17 protein-coding genes are annotated in these 23,224 nt (G+C 51.8%); 6 read left to right on the top strand and 11 right to left on the bottom strand.

Features of this window, described 5'->3' with window-relative positions; all coding sequences use genetic code 11:
- Window positions 1-221: 221 nt before the first annotated feature.
- From dcd to D570_RS08330, 3 genes are read left to right on the top strand one after another with little or no spacing between them, the layout of a single operon-like run.
- Window positions 222-821, top strand: a complete 600-nt coding sequence (gene dcd, locus D570_RS0102950; protein WP_026181815.1) for a dCTP deaminase — start codon at window positions 222-224, stop codon at window positions 819-821.
- The gene (locus D570_RS09035) at window positions 814-1,539 is read left to right on the top strand and encodes a phosphatase PAP2 family protein (protein WP_018142910.1); all 726 of its coding nucleotides are present in this window, start codon (window positions 814-816) and stop codon (window positions 1,537-1,539) included. The genes dcd and D570_RS09035 overlap by 8 nt, the downstream gene beginning before the upstream one ends.
- 24 nt (window positions 1,540-1,563) lie before the next feature.
- A complete protein-coding gene (locus D570_RS08330) occupies window positions 1,564-2,601 on the top strand; it encodes an alpha/beta hydrolase fold domain-containing protein (RefSeq protein WP_018142909.1) in 1,038 nt (345 codons plus the stop codon).
- A 76-nt stretch (window positions 2,602-2,677) separates the two neighbouring features.
- On the opposite strand, the gene D570_RS0102935 is transcribed toward D570_RS08330, so the two are convergent.
- Entirely contained in the window at window positions 2,678-5,674 is a 2,997-nt protein-coding gene (locus D570_RS0102935; RefSeq protein ID WP_018142908.1) for a cation-translocating P-type ATPase, read from the bottom strand.
- Window positions 5,675-5,870: 196 nt separating this feature from the next.
- On the opposite strand from D570_RS0102935, the gene D570_RS0102930 reads away from it, so the two are divergent.
- On the top strand, window positions 5,871-7,385 hold the full coding sequence (locus D570_RS0102930; protein ID WP_018142907.1) for a CPBP family intramembrane glutamic endopeptidase: 1,515 nt from the start codon (window positions 5,871-5,873) through the stop codon (window positions 7,383-7,385).
- A 123-nt stretch (window positions 7,386-7,508) separates the two neighbouring features.
- Here D570_RS0102930 and D570_RS0102925 read toward each other — a convergent pair whose 3' ends face one another.
- The 3 genes from D570_RS0102925 to D570_RS0102915 are packed head-to-tail and all read right to left on the bottom strand — an operon-like array spanning window position 7,509 to window position 10,102.
- Window positions 7,509-8,180: an N-acetylmannosamine-6-phosphate 2-epimerase gene (locus D570_RS0102925; RefSeq protein WP_018142906.1), complete on the bottom strand. Its 672-nt coding sequence runs from the start codon at window positions 8,178-8,180 to the stop codon at window positions 7,509-7,511.
- A 19-nt stretch (window positions 8,181-8,199) separates the two neighbouring features.
- Window positions 8,200-9,189 carry an ROK family protein gene (locus D570_RS0102920; protein WP_018142905.1) on the bottom strand — a complete coding sequence of 330 codons (990 nt, stop codon included), beginning with the start codon at window positions 9,187-9,189 and terminating at the stop codon, window positions 8,200-8,202.
- Window positions 9,173-10,102 (bottom strand): DUF4862 family protein, encoded by a 930-nt coding sequence (locus tag D570_RS0102915; RefSeq protein WP_018142904.1) that lies wholly within the window; start codon window positions 10,100-10,102, stop codon window positions 9,173-9,175. Before D570_RS0102915 ends, D570_RS0102920 begins: the two co-directional genes overlap by 17 nt.
- 184 nt (window positions 10,103-10,286) lie before the next feature.
- Between D570_RS0102915 and D570_RS0102910 the strand changes: the two genes are divergently transcribed.
- Window positions 10,287-11,078: a FadR/GntR family transcriptional regulator gene (locus D570_RS0102910; protein WP_018142903.1), complete on the top strand. Its 792-nt coding sequence runs from the start codon at window positions 10,287-10,289 to the stop codon at window positions 11,076-11,078.
- Between the two features lie 191 nt (window positions 11,079-11,269).
- On the opposite strand, the gene nagB is transcribed toward D570_RS0102910, so the two are convergent.
- The 6 genes from nagB to D570_RS0102880 all read right to left on the bottom strand — a co-directional run bounded on the left by nagB (window position 11,270) and on the right by D570_RS0102880 (window position 18,941).
- The gene (nagB, locus tag D570_RS0102905; protein ID WP_018142902.1) at window positions 11,270-12,058 is read right to left on the bottom strand and encodes a glucosamine-6-phosphate deaminase; all 789 of its coding nucleotides are present in this window, start codon (window positions 12,056-12,058) and stop codon (window positions 11,270-11,272) included.
- Between the two features lie 80 nt (window positions 12,059-12,138).
- Window positions 12,139-13,107: a dihydrodipicolinate synthase family protein gene (locus D570_RS0102900; RefSeq protein WP_018142901.1), complete on the bottom strand. Its 969-nt coding sequence runs from the start codon at window positions 13,105-13,107 to the stop codon at window positions 12,139-12,141.
- Between the two features lie 151 nt (window positions 13,108-13,258).
- Entirely contained in the window at window positions 13,259-14,086 is an 828-nt protein-coding gene (locus D570_RS0102895) for an ABC transporter ATP-binding protein (protein ID WP_018142900.1), read from the bottom strand.
- Complete coding sequence (locus tag D570_RS08325) at window positions 14,079-16,217, bottom strand: dipeptide/oligopeptide/nickel ABC transporter permease/ATP-binding protein (protein ID WP_018142899.1); 2,139 nt, start codon at window positions 16,215-16,217, stop codon at window positions 14,079-14,081. The genes D570_RS0102895 and D570_RS08325 overlap by 8 nt, the downstream gene beginning before the upstream one ends.
- Before the next feature lies 1 nt (window position 16,218).
- Window positions 16,219-17,175, bottom strand: a complete 957-nt coding sequence (locus tag D570_RS0102885) for an ABC transporter permease (protein ID WP_051067171.1) — start codon at window positions 17,173-17,175, stop codon at window positions 16,219-16,221.
- Between the two features lie 191 nt (window positions 17,176-17,366).
- Window positions 17,367-18,941 (bottom strand): ABC transporter substrate-binding protein, encoded by a 1,575-nt coding sequence (locus D570_RS0102880; RefSeq protein ID WP_026181814.1) that lies wholly within the window; start codon window positions 18,939-18,941, stop codon window positions 17,367-17,369.
- Window positions 18,942-19,165: 224 nt separating this feature from the next.
- Between D570_RS0102880 and rlmB the strand changes: the two genes are divergently transcribed.
- Window positions 19,166-20,149 carry a 23S rRNA (guanosine(2251)-2'-O)-methyltransferase RlmB gene (gene rlmB, locus D570_RS0102875; RefSeq protein WP_018142896.1) on the top strand — a complete coding sequence of 328 codons (984 nt, stop codon included), beginning with the start codon at window positions 19,166-19,168 and terminating at the stop codon, window positions 20,147-20,149.
- 120 nt (window positions 20,150-20,269) lie between these two features.
- On the opposite strand, the gene D570_RS0102870 is transcribed toward rlmB, so the two are convergent.
- Entirely contained in the window at window positions 20,270-23,203 is a 2,934-nt protein-coding gene (locus tag D570_RS0102870) for a glycoside hydrolase family 3 C-terminal domain-containing protein (protein WP_018142895.1), read from the bottom strand.
- Window positions 23,204-23,224: the final 21 nt, after the last annotated feature.

The raw sequence follows: 23,224 nt of genomic DNA, 5'->3' as shown, positions 1-23,224 counted from the left end.
ACCTAAACACCCTCATCATCCCATAAAATTCAGCTCTTCTTGACAATTTTGAGACGTGTGATGAGTACGTGTGCCCCTTTGCTCGTCTGAACGTACTCTGAGCATGGCCTGAATATTCGTGATATAAAATTCGAAAGCCGTAAAATAGAAAATTTTGTATACATCTGTGCTAAACCGTTTTCTGGGCTCGAATTTCAATGGCTCGCGGGTACACTTGAATTATGCTTTTAAGTGATCGCGATATAGTACAGGCCCACGCGTCTGGGGAGATTTCTCTGACCCCGTGGACGCCTGAAATGGTGCAGCCGGCATCGATTGATGTACGCCTCGATAGATTTTTTAGAATTTTTAATAATCATAAGCACACCTACGTCGATCCTGCCGAGGATCAGGGTGATTTAACCGAGCTTCTGGAGGTGGAAGCCGATCAACCGTGGATTTTGCATCCAGGTGAGTTTATCTTGGGCTCCACTTATGAGTACGTCAAGCTGGGAAATTCCGTGGCTGCGCGCCTTGAAGGCAAGAGCTCGCTGGGCCGTTTGGGCATTTTGACGCATTCGACTGCAGGCTTCATCGATCCGGGCTTTGAAGGTCATATTACGTTGGAATTATCGAATGTCAGCACCCTACCCGTCAAACTGTGGCCGGGCATGAAGATTGGGCAAATGTGCTTCTTCCAGCTGTCCAGCTCTGCCGAGCATCCGTATGGAAGCGCGCCCAATGGCTCGCACTATCAGGGCCAGCGCGGACCGACGGCTTCCCGCTCGTATATTAATTTCTACAAGGCTGATGTTTCAGGAGAACTCGACATTCATGACTAATTCACACGCGACCTCACGCACACAGTTACTCAGATCTGCGCAGCGCCTTTGCGCTCAGGTGGGTGGTATTTTTGCTGTTATTTTTGTGCTGATTACCGCTTTGGTAGCATCCGGAGCCACTGCCCAATGGGATTTGAGCATAACCGAGGGCGTGGTCGCTCATCGTAATGCGTTCTTCAATGCTATTTTCCCTGTGATTACTAGTTTTGGCGGTACAACGGTTGTGATGATTCTTGCCGCTGTATCTTTGGGAATTTTGGCCTTTAAGCGTCGCTGGCTGCAGGTGAAGATTCTTTTTGGTGCGCTGGCCGGTGACGTGATTATCGTCACCGCTATTAAGCGTGCCATGAGCCGTTTGCGCCCCGACGCCTCCTTCTGGTTGGGCACGGTAGAAGATCAGCAGTCTTTCCCTTCAGGCCACAGTGCGAACAACACCGTACTATGGCTGACTTTGGCCATTATCGTAGTCTCGCTGGCTACAACCGAGGTGCAGCGCAAATGGGCACGTGCTTTTAGCATTTTTGCAGTCATTTTGCCTGTGCTTATTGGCATTAGCCGCGTTTATGTGGCTCAGCATTGGGTTACGGATGTGCTGGGCGGATGGTCGCTGGGCATTGCATGGACGGCGTTAGTGGCATGGGTGTACTACGCTCAGCTCGCCAAGCTGTACGCACATAAGCCAATGAGTAGCCCTCGGCTTTCACCTTCTCAGTCTTAACCATCTCTATCGAAAGGAAAAGATATGGCACGTTCATCATGGATTGGAAAGCTTGTCGCAGGTGCTGCCGTCGCTGTCGGCGCCGCATGGGCTTTTGACAAATATGCACGCACCAAGCATCAGCGTTCAGGCATGTCCTTAGCGGTGAAAAAGACATTCGAAATCTATCCTCAGCGCAATGCGCAGCAAGAAATTGCTTGGCTGGATACACGCAAGGGCTCGGAACGTCAGGATGCGGGTCTTCAGGGTGTGGTGTTGAAGTCTGGCATTGCCACGGTGTATGACGATGGCAACGATGCCGAAACAGACACCTACGGCATGACCACATACCGTTTCAGCCCAAAGGATTATTCCAATACGATTGCACCAAATACCACGATTCTCTTTGTGCATGGTGGCAGTTATGTGGGCTCGATTTCACCACTGCATGTGGCCTTTATTTCGCACATGACCAAGCAGTACGGTGTGGATGTGCTTCTGCCGGATTACGATCCTGCGCCGTATGGCACGGCTCAGGATGCCTACCGTCAGATTACCGCGCTATATACGAATTTCCGCGCGCTTAATCCTCATCAGAAGGTTATTGTAATGGGCGATAGTTCTGGCGCTGGGCTCGCGTTGGGATTGGCTTTGGACTGGGCGAAGAAGGGCATACAGGCTCCGGAAGGCATTGTGGCTATCTGCCCATGGTTGGATACGCGCTTGGATAACCCCGAAATCGAAGAATACAAGGCTCTGGATCCTATGAATAATGCGGACGCTCTGCGTATCGATGCCCATGAGTGGGCGGGTAGCTGGGATGACAGCGATTATCGCATTTCCCCAATCACCGGAAATCTGAAGGATCTCAAGAATTCTCAGGTTACGTTGTTGGTGGGCACCGATGAAATCTTCTACCCGGATACCACAGAGTTCGCAGCCCTGCTGTCCGAGGCAGGTGTGCACACAAAGTTGCATATTGGTGAAAATATGACGCATGATTATCCATTGCAGCCAATTCCTGAGGCTAAGGAACCCCTAAATCAGATTGAAATGGCTATAATCGAAGCCATTATTCAATAGTTACATTCCCTACGAGAAAGGCTCCCTGCGCAAGAACTGCACAGGGAGCCTTTCATAGCTTACCGGTTGTGGACGCTTACTTGTGCTTCGTCACTAAGCGTACGACCAACTTGTAGACTTCCGACAGCACAAGCACGGCCGCCGCCAAACCAATGGCTTCGAACCACTGATGCGCGTGCAGAGGTGTGGTGCCGAAGGCCTCGTTGAGCACTGGAATGTAAATAACTGCCAGCTGCAGCACGATGGACAGGGCGATTGCGCCCCACAGCCATGCGTTCGAGAAGAGATCCTTAAAGGCTGACTGGGTGGCTGAGCGGGAGGCCAGTGCGTTGAAGAGCTGAGCAAATACCAAAATGGTAAAGCCCATAGTACGTGCCATCACTATTGGCTCCGCATCAGAAACAATGCCGCGGATTCCCGAGGTATCCGTAAACAGACCGCCTGGCAGGTAGAGATCGATGCCGATCAAGGTTACCGCTGCCATGACGAGGCCGATGAAGGCAATATTGAGCCACATCGCCGTGTCGATCACGCGGTCGCTGACCTTACGTGGCGCACGTCCCATCACATCGTCCGTTTGACCATCCACACCCATGGCCAATGCCGGCGCCGCATCGGTGAGCAGGTTAATCCACAAGAGCTGCGTAGCCAAAAGCGGCACGGTAACACCGGTGGAATTTGGATCTTGGATACCCAAGAATCCAGCTAAGACCACACCGAAGAATACGGTAAAGACCTCGCCCACATTGGAGCTGAGCAGGTAGCGCAAGAATTTACGAATGTTATCGAAAATCACACGACCCTCGCGCACAGCTGCCACGATGGTGGAGAAGTTATCATCTGCCAAAATCATCTTTGCGGACTGCTTGGTCACCTCTGTACCGGTAATGCCCATAGCCACGCCGATATCCGCGGACTTCACGGCTGGAGCATCATTGACGCCGTCACCGGTCATAGCCACGATATTGCCCTGCTTTTGCAAAGCGTTGACGATACGCAACTTATGCTCTGGAGCCACGCGTGCGTACACGGACACTTCGTTAACGGCTTGCTTGAATTCCTCATCCGTCAAAGCGTCCAGCTGGTCGCCAGTCAAGGCGCGACGACCCGTGCGCTCTGCCAGCTCCTCATCGATAATGCCCAAATCCGAAGCAATGCGAGCCGCCGTCAACGGGTGATCACCAGTAATCATAATGGTGCGAATGCCTGCGCGGTGTGCTTCCGCAATGGAATCGCGTACTTCGGTGCGAGGCGGATCAATAATACCCACCATGCCAAGCCAGATATAGTCGCGTTCGATAACCTCATCCTGCTCGGAAATATCGTCAATCTGACCGGAAGCATTGGTCTGAATGCCCTCGATATCCGCCAAACGTGACTGATGGAATGGGCGATATGCCTGACCTAAAGTACGGTATGCCTGCGAAGACAAACGCTCCACCTGGCTCAAAATGCCTTGACGATCCTCTTCGGTCAGTGCACGCACAGTGCCATTAACCTCAATGAAGGCGCAGTGAGCCAGCAAAACATCTGGAGCACCCTTCGCATAAGCTGTCAAAGAATTAGCATCCGACTTATCGCGCGCAATCACAGTTTGCATTTTGCGCTCGGAGGTAAATGGAATTTCGGCCACACGTTCGATGCCCTGATACGTATCCATTGCACGAATCTTGCGTGCCGCCACCAGCACAGAAGCCTCGGTTGGATCTCCCACAATCTCCCAGGAGCTCTTGGCATCCGTTGGCTTCTGCAGCTCAGCATTGTTGGCAATAGAACCGGCAGCCAAAGCAGCCACCACTTCTGGGCGCAATGTGGACGCTGCACTCACTTCGCTTCCATCCACATTAAGCAACAGGCCGCTTGGATCGTAACCCGTACCCGTCAGCTTGACCTCACCACTTGGGGTAATGACAGTTTCTACGGTCATCTCGTTGCGTGTCAAAGTACCCGTCTTATCCGAGCAAATCACCGAAGCAGAACCCAACGTCTCCACAGAGGAGAGCTTTTTCACGATGGCGTTGTGCTTTGCCATGCGCTGCACACCCAAAGCCAGTACCACGGTCAAAATCGTAGCCAAACCTTCCGGCACCGCAGCCACAGCCAAGGATACGGCCAACAGCAAGGATTCAATCACATCTTCTATGGTGGAGAAGCCTTCAAGCAGCCACAAGGCACCCAACACCACGGCAGCAATAATTACTACAGCAATGCCCAAGATTCTGGACACATTGTCCATTTCCTTTTCCAGTGGCGTGGCTTCTTCCGTGGTTTGAGACAGCATGTCGGCGATCTTACCTACCTGCGTATTCATACCCGTGGAAGTGACGATGGCACGACCCGTACCCTGCGTAATCGAGGTGCCATTAAACACCATATTGACGCGGTCGCCCAAGGACTTAATCGTGTCTAAGGTGACGACCTTCTTTGCCACAGGCAGGGATTCACCCGTTAAGGACGCCTCTGCAATGCGCAGACTGGCCGCTTCGAAAAGGCGGCCATCCGCGGATACGGTATCGCCTTCACCCAAAATGAGCACGTCACCCGGCACTACATCCGCGGTAGCAATAGTGCTGACGCGGCCGTCACGCAAGACAGTGGTTTGCGGCGTTGCCATTTGTGCCAAAGCCTCAACCGCCGCCTCTGCACGATTTTCTTGGATAAAGCCGAGGACCGCATTCACAATCAAGATAAGCACAATTACAATGCAGTCGAATGGCAATGGTTCTGCACCTGCCGGATTGGTATTGCGCTCAATCACCCATGCTGCAAAGGAAATAACCGTAGCGGCCAGCAGCAGGTATACCAGCGGATCTTGGAATTGCGCCAAAAAACGCTTCCATGCTGGGTCTTTTGGCTTTGAAGCGAGCGCGTTTGGCCCAAATTTCTCTAAACGTGCCTTCGCTTCCGCTGTGGACAAACCGTGCGCAATGCTGGTATTCATTGCCGTTTCCACGGTTGAAATTTCAGAAATCGACGGATCTGAGCCCTCGAAAGGATTTAACGTGCGTGTCTCAGATGGCGCCGCAGAATTACTCTGCGTCGCATCGTGAGTTACACCGACATTATCGGTCATAACTATCTCCTATTCCGCCGCAGAGTTGTCAACATATAAAACTAGCGACATAATCGCCGTGGACGAGTTTCCCTCGTATGTATATGCTGTGCGGATATGTTTCTACAGTGCTTATTGTAGCGGAATTTGCGGATTTGCGTCGATTGCGAAATGCTTTACTTAACGCCCTGTCCATTCATGCGTAAAATAAGGAAGTATGACGTCAGCGAATAATTCCTCGTATGTATATACGTACAATTCCTCTCTTGCAGGCGGTTCTCCAAGGATGCAGAACCCTGCAGGAGCACCCGGATACGGGTACGCCCATTCTTATGTTTTCCCTTACGCGTCCTACCCATCGCCACAACTCAGCCAGACGCCTATGCCGGCGATAATGCCTGTGACTCCGACGATGCAACCCGCGCATAAAGTCTTCCCTGCCCTGTCCTACACGGCACCTCGCACACCGGAACCACCACGCACCGTGTACACCAAGCCATGGGAATTGGTACGTATGAAGGGCTGGTGGAAAGGCCATGGCTACGCTTCGACTTTGCGCGACACTCCACGCAATCCTTGGTGGAAGCCCCTCGCCACGATAGGCGTGTGGTATCTCCTCTACACACTGCTCAGTCTAAGCGTATTCTTCTTCGGTGGTCTCTCGCTTATCAGCGAATGGGGCTTCCAAGACTACGTGCAATTCCTAGGATTTAATACCAACACACTCGCCGACGACCTGGGACCCACCTCTGTGCTCGTCCAGTTCGGCTCCATTGCTCTCATGCTGCCCGCCCTGTGGTGGACCGTAAAGATTTTTAAAAATCAAAGTTTTGGCTCAATTTCTAGCGTTTTCGGTCATTTACGCTGGGGTGCAATTGTGAAATCCACCCTCACAGCCGGCATTTTATTTACCCTACTCAACACAGTTTCCGCCGTTGTCGATCTTCTGTCCGGCGCACACTACAACATTCACATGCCTTCTCTGGTGACACTTTTCTTTGCCATCACCATCGTTCCCATCCAATGCGCCACCGAAGAGTATATTTTCCGCGGCCTGCTCATCCAAACCATGGGACGCTGGATTCCCCGCGCCGCTCATATTCTTGTCCCCATCATCCCAGCCCTCATTTTTACATCCCTCCACTTGTATGACTGGTATGGCTTATCCACCATTTTGAGCTTGGGACTCATTACCGGCTATCTGGTGATGTACACCGGCGGATTGGAAGCCGGCATCGGCATGCATATCGCCAATAACGTCACCATCGTGTTTTTCCAAGCCTTCGGACTCTACGATGCCAGCGCAGGCACAGACAGCTCTGTCGGGCTACTAGGCGCAATTATCGATATCAGCGTGCAACTAATCATAGCCGCCTGCATCGTCTGGGGCGCCGCAAAAAAGCATTGGTTCGACACCGAAGGCATCGACCTCGCGGGACACTTTAAGACTTTTGTACACACCACTCAAGAAAAATACACACAACGCAAGCACCTGAAACAACAGCAAAGGCTCGCGGCACAAGCATCGGCGCAGTATGCACAGCAACAAGCCGCCTTCTTCGCCGCTCAACAAGCACAATTCGCGTATCCGGCACAAATGACACAGCAAACCCCATCCCTGCGCTACAATCCATACCCAACCGGGACATACTCACCGTTCCCTACTGCCATGCCACAGCAGCCGCAATATCCGTATCATCCACACAACTTCGGACCGGTGCCACGCCCGTAATGCATCTGTAAAGGAACCTCGTTAATCCAGCTCATTTTTTCCCCCCCCCACCCAAAAAAACAGGGGTGTGGTCACTCCTAAGAATGACCACACCCCTTAGTGGAGGGAGAGAAAATGAAGTCTCTAAATCTTCTGCGCAAACCACGACGTAATCGTCGTCGGATGCGTAATAGCCGTACCCACCACAGCACACCACGCACCCATTTGCATCACCTGAGCCAACTGATCCGGCGTATGAATACGCCCCTCACACAGCACCGGCACATCCGGAAAAGCCTCAATCATCTGACCCAGCAACTCAAAATCAGGACCATCCGTCTTTTCGCGCTCGCCCGTATAGCCACTGAGAGTCGTAGAGATGATATCGGAACCGGCATCCACGGCCATGCGCGCATCGTCGAAGCTTCCACAGTCCGCCATGACGACTGCACCTTCATCGTGCAGGGCGGCCACGGTTTGTGCATAGGTTAAGCCATCCGGACGGGGACGACGCGTCGCATCCAAGGCGATAATATCCGCGCCGGCAGCCATGCAGCAGCGGGCGTGACGCAAGGTTGGTGTGATGAACACGCCTTCGTGTCCGTCCTTCCAAATGCCGATTACCGGCACATCAACCTGACCTTTTATCGCGCTAATATCTGCCAATCCTTGGCAACGGATGCCTATAGCTCCGCCCAACACGGCGGCCTGTGCCATCTGAGCCATGGTTTCTGGGTGGCGCAGTGGTTCGCCTGGATACGCTTGGCAGCTGACCACCAATCCACCCTTAAGCTTTTCCGCAATAGGATGTACCATCTTTACTCCTTACAATGCTTTAATTCTCATGAAAAATATGACGGTGCACGGCACTCGCGGCGCCCACCAATGGGGCATCATCGCCCAAGACGCCTTGCACCAGCGGCGTTTGCTTGACCGGCACCAAAGCGGAATTGGCATAGCCTGTACGCAGGCCCTCCCACCACACTTCGCCCGCGTTCACCACGGATCCGGACAAAATGATGATGGACGGATCTAAAAGATTTGCCATGCCGCCAATGCACTCGCCCAGTGCCGTGGCGGAGGTTTTCACAATCATATGCGCGAATTCATCGCCATGATTCATGCGATCCACCACTTCGGCACCATTGCTCACGAAATCTTCCTGACCCGCCTGCTCGCGGCGCAAATTGTATAAGGTGCCCAAACCGGTGCCTGAAGCCACCGGCTCTATATGCCCTGAGGTAGTTCCGCAGGAGCAACGCACCCCCGTGCCCAAACCATGGGGGATGTGTCCTGCATGACCGGCCACGCCATGCGCACCTGTCATCAGCTGACCATCGGAAATATACGCGCCACCAATGCCCGTGCCAATGCTGATGGAGAGCACCGATGTGTATCCGGCTCCCGCGCCATGCAAAGCCTCACCTAAACCGTGTGCGCCCACATCGCCGACCATATACACCGGTAATTGCCCCACGGTGTCACTTGCGCCCAGCGCCTCAGCCACATGCTGCCCCGCCCATCCGGGCATGAGATCCGTAGCGGAAGTAATCCTGCCCTGTGCGCTATCGACCACGCCGGCGCTGCCTATACCGATACCATCAATGCTCAGTCCCTGCTTCTGCGCTTCACTGTATTGGCGTTCTACGAGCTCCACAATGCGGCGCAGCACATCAGATCCGCCCAAGGAGGCCTGAGTAGGAATGCGCATATGACCGGTAACCTCAAATTCATGACCGGTTAAGGAAACGAAACCGCTGGCAACCTTCGTGCCTCCAATATCTACGGCAATATACGTATGCGTACTATTAGTTTTTTGTGCCATGAATCGCCTCGTAAACATTCTTCATATAGCTCAAACGTGTCTGTAAATCTGCATTGGCCGGCACACAGACCTTGACGCCCACATAACCTGACCTCACCCAGCGGAAGCTTTGGGAGGCGATTTCGTAGCCTTCTGCCACGAGTTCCGGCGTCATCAGACTTGCCGGCTCATCACTGCTCAAAGGCAGATGCCCATCAATCCACTCATATCCGTACTGAGTGGCTTCAGGACCAGCGCCGGAAAACATCAGTCCCGTAAGCACATCCTCTTCGACGCAACGTGCAATATGCTGATTAGCTCGTAAAGCGCTACGACCTTCGACTACAGAACGGCCCCAATTAATGGTAAGTCCGATGCCAAACTCATGGGCCAGCGCTATTTCTTCTTCGATATCTAGAAATCCCTTTTCCGCAGGCTGCCCTTCGATGAATTTGTCACAGTGTTCCACAACTAAATGCGCACCGCTCCAATTCCAACTCAAAATATCATTCAGGCTTAGTCGCATGGAGTCTGCATCGGCGTGGGCCTTCGGCGCTGTGTGAATTTGTACATAACGAACGTCTTCACTACCACGTAACGCAACGAAATCTTCTAAGGCATCCCGCATCGTTTTCAAGTGATCGAGCGCGGCCTGACGACCTTCTTTTACTGGGCTAGCCAAGCCAAAATCTGGATTCTTGCCCAGACTTTGCATAGTTCCTGGAATTAAAGTGATGTTATTGTTATGCCAGTTTTCTGGCAGATGTTGAGCCAGCCACCGGCGAATTTCCGCATCCGCCAGCTCTCCCGGAAATGGAATTTCTGCCCCATCGATCCAATCTTCGCCCGCAAGCAACGCATAATAGGCTTCTCTGCCCTCTGTATCTGCTGGCTGAGAGGCGTATACGCCGGCCACAGTTGTTATATCAGCCATGAAAAACACTCCTTCGTGTTAAAGCATGATAATCACCCCATCGGTGCTAGTCATAGTATAACATAAATTTGTCTGATGTCTGATATTGCGATATTATTCTTCATAAGAGCTTTTGTTTCTATATAATTTTTAGTAATTCGCAGTTCACTATGGCAGTGATACGAAACGGAGTAAAGGATTCACCATGGTCGTACCTCAGGATGGCGGCCCAAACGATGCTATTAACGTTATTGGGCTCAGAGAGTCGTTAAATGCGCAATTTACGGAGCCTTCGTCTACGCGACGTCGTGTAGATATTACGATGGATGCTATCAAATCCTATATCATCCACGAAGGGCTCCAACCCGGCGATCCGCTGCCTACGGAGTCGGAATTGTGCACGCATCTTAAATCTGCACGCTCCTCCGTGCGAGAAGCCTTACGTAAGCTAGAGGCTCTCGATATTGTCAGCGTTGTACACGGCAAGGGTACCTTTGTCGGCTCGCTCTCCTTGGACCCGCTGGTGGAGGCGCTATCCTTCCGTGCGATGATTCCTCAAGGAAATAGTTATAAAAATCTGCGCGATGTCATAGAGATGCGGAAGATTCTCGACCAAGGCATGGCTCGTCAGGTGGTGCAGGAAGTGCAGAAGCTGCCGGAGTCGGATATTGCTCATCTGCGCGACTTAACACAGTCCATGATTGCTAAAGCGCAGGATGGTGAAACCTTCCTTGATGAGGATATTTCCTTCCATCAAGGGCTAATGAAGCCGGTGGATAACGCCATTGCGAAACAATTAATGAGCAGCCTCTGGCTGGTGCATATGGCCGTAGTGCCGGCTCTAAACGCAGATATTTCCACGGATCTTATGCATTCCGCACAGTCTCATGTGGATATGCTGGAAAGCATTTTGAGTGGCGATATTATGCGCTACCTCGAAGCTGTGGATTCGCATTATCAGCCCATCGAGTACATCATCCACAAGCGTATGAGCTAATCTTTATCTCCCCTCTGCGCACATATGCCCGAGCTTTACGGCTCGGGCATATGTGTATGTGCGCTCACATAACTTCGTGGGCCTTTCTCTCAATCAGAGGAAAGACCCACGATTACGCTAGACGAATTGCTACTCCATACGCATGGTGGCAGGTGGGTACGCGCCTGCCACACAGTTGAGAAAATAGAAATTTAGAGCTTCTGCCATTCAGGCTTGTTTGCAGCTACCCACTTGTAGTAATCCGCGAGCTTGAGCTTGCTCGCAGCTGCCTCATCCACGATGAAAGTAGCGTGAGGATGCATTTGCAAGGCAGAAGCTGGGCACATGGCAGAAACTGGTCCCTCGATGCTGGCCGCTACGGCATCCGCCTTAGCCTCACCAAAGGCGAGCAGCACGAGGTGACGTGCCTTCATAATAGTGCCCACACCTTGAGTAATGCAGTGCGTAGGCACTTGTTCAAGGTCATTATCGAAGAATCGTGCATTGTCCTCGCGCGTCTGCTGCGTTAGTGTCTTCATGCGCGTTGGAGAGGCCAAGGAACTACCGGGTTCGTTAAAACCAATATGACCATCTGTGCCAATTCCCAGGATTTGAATATCCACGCCGCCGGCCGCTTCAATGGCCGCATCATAGTCCGCTCCTGCATGAGGTAGCGTTTCGGCGGCGCCGTTTGGCACGTGGATCAGCTGAGGATTCAACCCCACAGGCTCTACCACCTCACGATGGATGACGCTGTGGTAGGACTCCGGATGTGCAGGATCCAAACCTGCATACTCATCGAGCGCAAAGCCCTGCACACGCGAAACGTCGATTCCCTCTGCTTTTACCTTGCGCGCAAGTGCTTTATATGCTGCAAGAGGTGTGGAACCCGTGGCCAGTCCAAGCACTAATTGCGGATTAGCCTTGATAGCTTCGCCCACGGCCTGAGCATAGATTTCGCCTGCTTCTTCTTGTGTTTTTACGATCAGTACTTCTGCCATTGTTTCTCCTCAATATGCATAAACTGAGATAATTCATAAGAGCCGGCATCTCTTCATGGCGAGGTGCCGGCTCATGTGTTTTACAAAGCGCGAATAGTAGCGCTTTCGCTGACGGCTTCTGCGGAAACCGTTGGCTCCAACCCAACTTCTCGCAGCACCTGCTCTACGCGCTTCACATTTTCGCCTTGAAGTGGAAGTACCGGCTCAGGCATTTGATTTGTGGCAAATACACCCAGCAAAGCCATGGCGGTCTTGAAAGCACCTACGCCTCCTGCATATCCTTGCACGCCTTCCGACACGAGCACGACGCGCATCAAGTCAGCCAGTACATCCTGCTCTTTGCGCACGGTCTGCCAATCACCGGCTTCGTAAGCCTTCCACATGCGCACATATCCTGTGGCCTCCACATTGGCAAGTCCTGGCACCGAACCATCCGCGCCCGCCATATACGCGCCATCCACTACCACTTCCTGGCCGGTGAGCAAATTCAACGGGTGACCCGCCTTCTTATTCTTGTCCACCAAGAAGCGGAAGGATACGTCATCATTAGAGGAATCCTTCACACCGGTTAGCACACCATCTAGTCCGAGACGGATGAGCAGGTCTGCTTGCAACTTTGTGTGTACACACACCGGGATGTCATAGGCGAAGAGCGGCAAATCCACGGCTTCATGGATGAGACGGAAGTGGCGTTCGATTTCTGCCTGGCCTCCCAAGGCGTAGAAAGGAGCCGTAGCTACGATGGCATCTGCACCGAGGTCGCGAGCCACCTTCGCATGCTCGATAACGCGCTTTGATTCCGTATCGATGCAGCCTACAAGAAGAGGTACGCGGTGATCGATAATGCGCACAGCTGCTTCGATGATTTCGCGACGACGCTCATCAGTACTGAAAGCAACCTCGCCGGAAGAGCCGAGCACAAACAGACCATTGACACCTGCATCAATCATGCGGTTGATACTGCGCGCAAAAGACTCTTCATCGAGCTCACCTTCTGCGGTTAAAGCGGTTACTACTGGAGGAAATACTCCTCTGAAACGAGAATCCATGACTTGTCCTTTTCTCTCGTGAAATTGAAAGTATTGTTAATGCTTTTCTCAATTTGTGGGTATGGCGAGCCTAACCACACCTCAAAGATGTGTGGAATAAGGTGTGAGTTAGACCCGCACGATTATGGTGGTGGGTTTTACGCCCTTGGTGTTATGCGCATTCCTCCTCTGTTGGATGAAGCAAGGATGGAGCTGCCGCTAGGAGCTTCTTTGTGTACGGATGCTGAGGATGGAAGAAGACATCCTTCGCAGCGCCGCGCTCCACGATCTGGCCTGAATTCATCACCACAATTTCATCCGACACGTAACGCACGGTTTGGATATCGTGGCTAATGAAAACCATGGCCAATCCGAGCTCTTCCTTGAGCCGCGTCAACAGGTTCAGAATCTGCGCACGCACAGACACATCCAAAGCTGAGGTTGGTTCATCCGCAATGATGACGTCCGGCTCAAGGCTTAAGGCACGCGCAATAGCTACACGTTGGCGCTGTCCGCCGGAAAGCTGCCCGGGCAAGGCATCCAATACGGACGTTGGCAGTCCCACCATGCGGATGAGCTCCATAGCTCTTTGCGTACGCTTTTCCTTCGTGCCCAAATGATGCACAATCAGCGGATCGATGAGCTGATCGATGATTTTCATGCGCGCATTCAAAGCCGTAGCAGGATCTTGGAAGACCACGGAAACCACGCGACCAATATCCATACGCTGGTTCGCAGTACGTTTGGTAACATCTACGCCCTTGAAAAGCACTTTGCCTTCTGTAGCCAGCTGCAATCCGCAGAGCACATTCGCCGTGGTGGACTTACCACATCCGGACTCACCTACCAAGCCGATGGTCTGACCCGGCATGAGCTTGAGGCTTACACCGTTGACCGCCGTCACCATATTAGGGTGGAAGATACCGCCTGTACGCGTTTTGAAAATAACCTTGATATCTTGAAGCTCGATAATTGGAGCATTCGGAATTTCGTTATTCATTATCGGCCTCCTGTGCGGATGCATCCGTTACGATGACGTTTGAGGTATCACCCGGTACCGCTTGCACATCATCAAATGCGGTATTCAACGATGGATCAATCAGATGAATCATTTCACCTGGATTATCAGCGGGTGCGTTGTGCACATCCAGCTCTGCAAGGGATGGACGCACTGCGTAACGGTGATGCGTGTTTGGAATTTCAATCATGACAGGGTGCTCATCGAGGGCATCATATGGATGCGAGGAACGAGGAGCGAAGCGATCGCCTTCTGGGAAGTCCTTCGGACTTGGCACCGTGCCCGGTACCTGGTGCAGAGGCGTTTGACCTGCCTCGATAGAAATCACCGAGCCCAGCAATCCACGCGTGTACTCGTGACGAGGATCCGTAAGGATCTCTTGGGTAGAGCCTTGCTCCACCACCTGACCGGCGTACATGACGGTAATCTTGTGCGCTACCTTAGCCACCAAAGCCAAGTCGTGGGAGACGAAAATCATGGCGAATCCGAGCTTCTCGCGCAAGCTATTGAGCAAATCAATCACCTGACGCTGCACGGTCACATCCAGAGCGGTGGTTGGCTCATCTGCGATGATGAGCTTTGGATCACGCGTCAATGCCATTGCGATGAGTACACGCTGACGCTGACCGCCGGAGAGCTCGTGTGGATAGGACTCCAGCACACGCTTTGGATCCAAGCCTACAAGTTCCAGTAGCTCTTCCGCCGTACGGGTACCACCGCGCTTGGTGAGCTGAGCCATTTGGTTCTTGATAAGCATAGATGGGTTAAGCGAGCTCAAAGCATCTTGGTAGATCATAGCGATTTCGTTGCCACGCAGCGCATTGTGTTCCTTAGGATCAAGTCCTACGAGGTTCTTTCCGTCAAACAGGATTTCGCCGGAAATCTTTGCACGCTTATCCAGCAACCCCATAATGGCCAAGGATGTGATGGACTTACCGCATCCGGACTCGCCTACTAAGCCCATTGTTTCGCCTGGGCGTACGTAGAAGGATACGTGATCGACTACGTTCACATCGCCGTGACGAGGGAAGGAAATGCAGAGGTCTTTGACTTCGATGACCGGTTCACCGGTTTCAGGTCCGCGTGGCACGAAGCGATCTGTGCGCTTGGCTTCAGCTTCCTTGAGCTGAGCCAAAGACTTCACCAAGGAATCGTGCTGAGCTGCGTAAGCGGCTACAGGGTCTGCGAGCAGCAAATCTTCCTTGCGTGCAGCCTCCGCATCTACGGCGTTCTTCACGATTGGAGCGCTTGGAGCGGAAACGATAGCATCGGTAATGCCTTCTGACAAAATGTTGAGGCACAAAACCGTAATCATAATGGCCAAGCCTGGGTACAGTGCTTGCCACCAGTATCCGAAGATAACGCCTTGCTTTGCCGAGGAAAGGATATTACCCCACGTAGGCGTCGGCTCCGGGAAGCCCAAGTTAATGAAGGACAGGGAGGCTTCGAACACGATGGCGTCTGCCACAGACAGGGTGGTAAACACCATGACAGGAGCTGCGATATTTCGCGCCACATGCTTAATCAAGATCCACGGAGCGCGAGCACCGGAAACGATGACTGCACGAACATAATCTTGGCCGTATTCGCTGATGATATTTGCACGCACCACGCGGGTAATCTGTGGCACATATAAGATACCAATTGCTGTAATAATGCCGAACATGGACTGTCCGAGGATAGTCACAAATACGGCAGCCAATGCAATACCTGGGACGGACATGAAGATATCCACGATACGCATGATTACTTCAGAAATCCATGGTCGCGATACGGCGGCAATAGCACCGATGATGGCACCGAGTACCAGAGCGAAGACGATGGCGCCGATACCAATGGTCAAGGAGTAACGCGCACCATAGAATACGCGACTCATCACATCTCGACCGAGGTTATCCGTACCGAAGAGATGGTCTGCGGATGGAGCTTGATAGCTGACGGTGATATCCAAAGGACCATGCGGGGAAATAAGTGGAGCAAAAACTGCCACAACTATGAGAAGCGCGATAAAGAGAGCCGCGAGTTTCGTGCCTAACTTCAGATGCGCAAATCTGCGTAATTTAACGCCTGGCTGAGATGCTGCATGTGCAGCTGCATTCTTACCAAACAGCATGTCACACCGTCCTAATGCGTGGGTTGATCAGCACATAGAGCAAATCAACGATGATGTTAATGATGACGAAGGAAAGGGCTACGACCAGCACAACACCTTGTACCAGCGTTGGCTCGTTTCCGTTAATTCCCTCGAAAAGTGTGGTGCCCATACCCGGAAGTGCGAAAATAACTTCGATAACGATAGCGCCACCCATGAGGTAACCGATCTTCATACCAAGGACGGTGATTGGGGTGATTAATGCATTACGCAATACATTGCGTGACACCACTACTGCCTTTGGCACGCCTGCGCCAATTGCCGTACGAACGTAGTCCTTATCCAATTCCTCTACCATGGAAGTTCGAATGACGCGGATAAGCTGACCGGCTACAGGCAATCCCAAAGAGAATGCCGGCATGGCCATACGCGCGAGGTAGGCGCCGGGATCTTCCGTGAACGAGACCAGCGGACCCGCACCCGGAAGCAATCCCATCTTGATCTGAAGGACGTAAATCAGCAAAACACCTAACCAGAATGATGGTGTGGCAATAGCAATAATGGAAATGACTCGAATGACTTGATCGACCCATGTATCGCGGAACAATGCCGCGAGGACGCCGAACAACGTAGCTACTACTACAACGACAATGAGGGAGATGAATGTTAATTGAAGTGTAATTGGGAATGCTTGCCCAATTTTGGCGGCTACGGATTCATGGTTGACACCATAGGTTCCAAGATTTCCGTGAAGCATACCCCAAATGTAAATAAAGAATCGAACATACCAAGGCTTATCCAAGCCGTTTGCCGTGCGGTATGCTTCGAGCTGCTCTGCAGTTGCATTTTCACCTAATGCAGCTACGGCTGGATCATAACGAGAAAATGACATTAAGAAGAAGACGAGGAATACCACGCCGAATGCCACCAATGGCAGTGAGGCGAGCCTCTTCCCTAGTAGTCGTAATAGATTAGTCATGAGTTTTACCCCTTATACTCCGAAGTTTGAATGCGTGGAGCGGCGCATCACATCTTTGTAATGAGCTCCATTTTGGGCATAAGGATGGGGGAAGGGTGAAGATCTCCTTCCCCCATCGGGTGCACCATCATGAAGCTGGTGCTTATTTCATTGGTTTATGAAATCTGTTGCTTCTTGCGCGTTGCTGAGGCTTAGTTCTCCTTAGCAAGCTTTTGGTTCAGGAAGTACAGGCCGACTGTGCCGCTGGCCTTGTAATCCTTGAAGACTCCCTTGCGTACCGCGGTGGTCAGCTGGCGGTGGAAGAGTGGGTACAGAGGCACTTCCTCAGAGAGCAAGTCCATAGCGTCATTCCAGTCCTGGGTGCGCTGAGTCTCATCGGTTGTGCTGGTCGCGTCATCGAGGTATTCGTGAAGCTTGGTGTAGCCTTCCGAATCCTTCCAGAAGGTACGCGTCTTGGTCCACGCGTTATCGCCGTACCACCAATTCATCAAGATATCTGGATCGTTACCAAATACGGATGGATCTCCAGGAGCAAGAACCATAGAGTAGTCTGCATCTTCCTTATCCGTAATATTTGGATAGAGAGCCGAGGACTTCATCGATTGGATATCAACCTTGAAGCCTAGAGCTTCCAAGTTGTTCTTAATTTGTGGGGCCAATTCCGTAATCCAGGTGTGGTCCGTGGTGTACAGGGTGAAGGTGACACCATCTTCTACGCCGGCATCCTTGAGCATCTGCTTTGCCTTGTCAACGTTGTAGGTGTAGACGTTCTTCGCCTTGTGGTAGTACTTGAAGCTTTCTGGCAAGAATCCAGTAGCTGCTTCTGCCTGGCCGGAGAGCTGATTCTTAATCAGTGTATCCACATCGATGCCGTAGAGCACTGCTTGACGGACTTCCTTCTGATCAAATGGGGCCTTCTTCGTATTAAACATGATGAATGCTTGGTTGAAGCCTTGAGCCTTCTCCAAATCAGAGCCGGAGTTTTGCAGGGTTTCAAATGCCTTCGCAGGAACGTTTTCCATAACGTCGTTCTGCCCGGACTGCATGGCCGTGACACGAGCGGTATCATCGACGGAAATATTCCAGACCATATTCTTAGCCTGTGCCGTCCACTCACCGTTGTAGTAATCATTCTTTTCAAAAGTGACCTTTTGGTCCGTGATTTCCTTGTACTTGTAAGGACCAGAACCGATAGGCATCTTCTGCAGGTCTTCATCTGACATAGAAGCTGGCACAATGCCCACCAAGGCAAGTCGCTCCTTGAACAAGCTATATGGCTTATTGAGGTGGAAGGTGACCACATTATCACTTGTCGCATCCACACTCTGGATAAAGTTCAGCATAGAAAGATACAAGCTGCCTTCGGCCATCATGCGTTCGAAGGAGGACTTGACATCATTTGCTGTTACGGCAGTTCCATCAGAGAACTTAGCACCATCGCGAAGCGTAATCTGATATTCGGTATCGGAAATTTCTTTAGGTTCACCACTTGCCAAACCCGATACGAGCTGGAAATCATTCATTTGGCGCGTGTAGAGAGGCTCCACTACATTCCAGTTGGCGGACTGTGGCAGTGCCTGAGACGTAGAGGTAGGATTATAGTTTTGGCCTGCATAAGCCATTTGTGCAGTAATTGTATCTGGCACGACTGTGCTTACTGCAGCAGATGAACTGGAGCTTGATGAGTTCCCTGAACCACAACCAGCCAACATTAATACAGCAGCTGCTAAACCGGCAACCACTTTCATTGACTTCCCAAACTTCATTTCTTTTCTCCTTCAACATTGAAAGGTATCCACAAAGATTAAAAGCCTTGCGCTACGTTGCGCGTTCTTCTAAAAGTTATATGCGGATGGAGTTATCTCCTGCGTCTAATCGTAAGACATCAGACATCATATGTCAAGGTGGGCTTGGTGTTGAGGATAATATTTTTCGCCCGTACATTCTCTCACCCTCACTCATCCCTTGGTATAGCGTAAAATGGTATGTTATGGCGAATAAAAAGGGACCAACAAAGGGTTCAGGCGGAAAACACCGCAATAAGTTAGCGGGCAAAGGCCCGACACCGAAGGCTGAGGATCGTGTATACCACAAGGCTTATGCCGCAAAAAAGGCTGCGGACAAGCGTCGCGCTTCCGACCCACGCTTAGCGGCTAAACGACGCGTAGCAAAGTTCACTTCCGATTCTGACGACATTGTTATAGGCCGCAATGCCGTCCTAGAAGCTTTGAAAGTAGGCGTGCCAAGCAAGGATCTATACATTGCTGCACGCATCGAGCATGACGATCGTACCCGTGAAATTGTGCGCCTTGCGGGCATTAAGGGCCTACACTTGCTGGAAGCGGATCGTTTGGAAATGGATCGCATTGCGCGCAGTAGCAATCACCAAGGCGTGGTTTTGCGCGTGCAGCCGTATGAGTATGCGTCTTTGGCGCAATTAGCAGATCGTGCAGAGGCGAAGGCTGCGGCTTTGGCGAATGCTTCTCCAAAGGCACGCAACTTGGCACGTCCATTGTTCATCGCTTTGGATGGCGTCACCGATCCACAGAATCTCGGCGCTGTCATCCGTTCCGCAGCCGCATTTGGCGCAAATGGCGTTATCCTGCCCGAGCGCCGCAGCGCTTCCGTCACCTCTGCTGCGTGGAAGGTGTCGGCCGGAGCGGCAGCACATATGCCCGTAGCACGCGTAGTCAACCTCACGAAGGCAATCGAAAGCTTGCGCGAGCGCGGCTACTACACCATCGGATTGGATGGTGGCGGCGACGCTCTCGTCGGCGAGTCCGGGTTTGAAACGGATCCACTGGTGGTCGTGCTGGGCTCTGAGGGCAAGGGCATTAGCCGTTTGGTACGTGAAGCGTGTGACTCCATTGTGGGCATTCCTATGACCAGCATGGTGGAGTCCTTGAATGCTTCTGTGGCTGCCGGCATTGCGCTCTACAGTGTGCACAAGGCACGCATTTCTGCGACTGAGTAAGTCCGCATAAGCGAAAACTTTCGCATCATACAAATACAAAGGTGGAGGAGAACTACTAGAGTTCTCCTCCACCTTTATCTTATCTGTGTTTACTCTTATAGACCTATCTTATGGTCTTTCTCATGCCTTTCGACGAGCTATAAAACGTCGAACGGCAAGGATTTCCAAGCCAATGATGATCAAGGCTAGGATGGCAATCACCACGTAGTAGATATACTGCCATACTGGTGTTTCCACCTGAGGCTGGCCATTTTCGTACAACCAGCTATTGACGGCGGTGTACAAAATATTGTGGGAAGCCGTGCGCATGGCGATGACGGAGGTTGCCGATTTATCTTTGATGACGTTGTCACCAGAAATCGTGGCGAGCATGGCATCGTTACCTGCGCGGATAGCCTGATCACCAATTTGGTAGCCGAAACCACCGAAGTAATCCGTTTCTACAAAGCCCTCGAAGCCCCATTCTGCGCGCAATACATCGTTAAGCATGTGCGAGTTTGCAGATGAATAGCCGTTTCCTACGTAATTGAAGGATGCCATCACGGCTGTGGCGCCGCCCTCCTTCACCGCCATTTCGAATGGCTTGAAGTAGATTTCGCGCATGCTCTGCTCATCTGCCCATGTGGACAGCATGGCTACACGGTTAGTTTCCTGATCGTTCAGAGCAAAATGCTTAATGAATGGATACACACCTTTAGAACGCGCGCCTTGCACCTGTGCCGTAGCCATAATGCCAGAGAGCACGCCATCTTCCGAGAAGTACTCGAAGTTACGACCTGCATAAGGTGTGCGATGAATATTCATCGCCGGTGCATACCAACCCGTAACATTCATTTCACGTGCCATATCGCCGATGGTTTCGCCGAATTTTTTACCGAGCTCCTTGCTGAAGGTATTCGCCACAGAAACGCCCGATGGCAAGCCGATGGATCCCACACCCGTGAAGTTGTTATTCAGCGTCGATGGCCCATCCACGTCAGACTGACGCGGCTTTTCGATGGATGGCACAGCCGCATTTCCATAGCCTGCGAAAGCGATGAGCTGATTCATTTCATCAACGCTCAGCTGGTCCAGTAGCTTATCCCACAGCGGATCGTCATAGGACTTTCCATACAATTCGTACAGCTTCACACCATTCTTAGCCTCCGTCGTCGGCATGACGTCTGCATCGTTATTCACATTCTCATAATTCGATGAATTAATGAAAGTCTGCTTGTACTGCTCTGGCATAGAGTAGCTAGCTGGAGCGGCCGTGGCGGCTGCAAAATTGGCAAAATGATCTGCACGAGACAAGGTTTCGAAGGTCGGCTTGATATCATCGAACTGATTTGTGGCAGCTGTCTGATCGCTAGAACGCTTGTGAGAAGCATCGTATGTCACCGTGTCGTCGATATGCACGGTTTGGCGTGCAATTTCCTCGTGCGAGCTGGAATTAATGGAAATCTGATAATCGCCGGATTCCAGCACATACGCCTTCGCATTGTTTTGGTCGTACGATGCCATATCCTCGGCATTGAATTCTACGCTGAGCGTTTGCGATTCGCCAGGCTGGAGTTCCTTCGTCTTATCAATGTCAATCAGATTGACGGAGGACTTTTCAATGCCACCATTGGTGTATGGAGGATTGTAATACACCTGCACGGCATCCTTACCGGCTACGGTACCCGTGTTGGTAACCGTCACGTCAAAGGAAATCTTGCCACTGCTAGCATCAAAGGACACATTTCCCATGGACTGGGAGAAAGTGGTATAGCTCAAGCCGTAACCGAATGGGTACTGCACAAGCGCATTGTAATCGATAGCGCCTTCGTCATCCGCAGTTTCGTAATACTTGTAGCCCGTGTAAATGCCTTCTACATAATTGACGAATGCCGGTGTGACGTGCAAATCTTGGCCCGCAAAATTGGTATCAACCTTAAATTCATCCATATTGTCATAGAGGAACTGGCCGTAGTTGCGGAACCAAGGAGCCTGGGAGAAGTCCTTAATGAACGTATCCGTATTGCGACCCGATGGATTTACAGCACCCGTGAGCACCTCGCCCAAAGCACTGAAGCCGGTCTGACCTGCTGGAGGTGCCCACAACACAGACTTAATGGCAGCATAATCATCGACAAAGCTAAGATTCAGCGGATTTGCGCCATTGTATACGACGACGACATTGCTGAAGTTGGAGGTGACCATGTCAATCATCTTGCGTTCAGACGCAGAAAGATCCAAGTAGCCTTGGCCTGCTTCAAAGTCGTTGTAATCAGCAGAATTATTGTGATACACAGCCACAGCATCGCTGCTTTCACCCGGGCCTGTCACTGCGGAGGTGCCAGGACCGAACTGGCGATAGTCGCCCATCTTGGTCATATCGCTCGGCAGGTCGAAGCCCTCACCACCTGTGCGGGCAAGGACCACGACAGCCGTATCAGAAAAGTTCTTCGCATCGTTGAGCAAGGTATCGGAGTAAGAGTCCACCGTTGGCTCCGGCAAAGTCCAATCCTGGATAGCCACATTGTTCACCGGGCGCTCTGCGCGGTAGTTCGTATAGAAATCCGTCAATTCTGTGTTCGTCTCAATGCCCGCCTGAGCCATGCCTTGCAAAATCGAGGTAGTCTCGTACTGATCGTTCATAGAGCCGGAGCCCGTTCCACCATAGATGGGGCTGGTGGATGCCCAGCCAAACACATTCGCCTTCTTTGCACTCAGAGGAAGCAGATTGCTGTCATTTTTCAGCAAAACAATGCCTTCACGCTCGATATCTGCGGCGAGCGTCTTGGTCTGAGCAATGGTTTGTTCGCTCAAGGTGCCCGTGCCGGACATCAGAGACAGCATAGTATTCAATGGTCCAAACAGCATGGCGCTGATGGCCACAATGCTAGCAATGAAAGCCACAATCCACGTTTGCGCATGGACAAGCTTGCGCACGGCGCGATTTTTCACCGTAAATTTATTGATAGCGACGGTCGCAAGAATTGCGAGCGCGAGCACTACGATGATGGCAATGAGTTCCGTTCTCACCGACTCGATAGTGCTGATCACATCAGACATATTGATGCCGAGCATCTTTACTCCTTCTATCCTCAT

The sequence above is a fragment of the Alloscardovia criceti DSM 17774 genome (assembly GCF_000376885.1).
Lineage (GTDB): Bacteria > Actinomycetota > Actinomycetes > Actinomycetales > Bifidobacteriaceae > Alloscardovia > Alloscardovia criceti.
The sequence above is the reverse complement of the archived record's forward strand: the minus strand, read 5'-3'. Positions and strand labels throughout refer to the sequence as shown.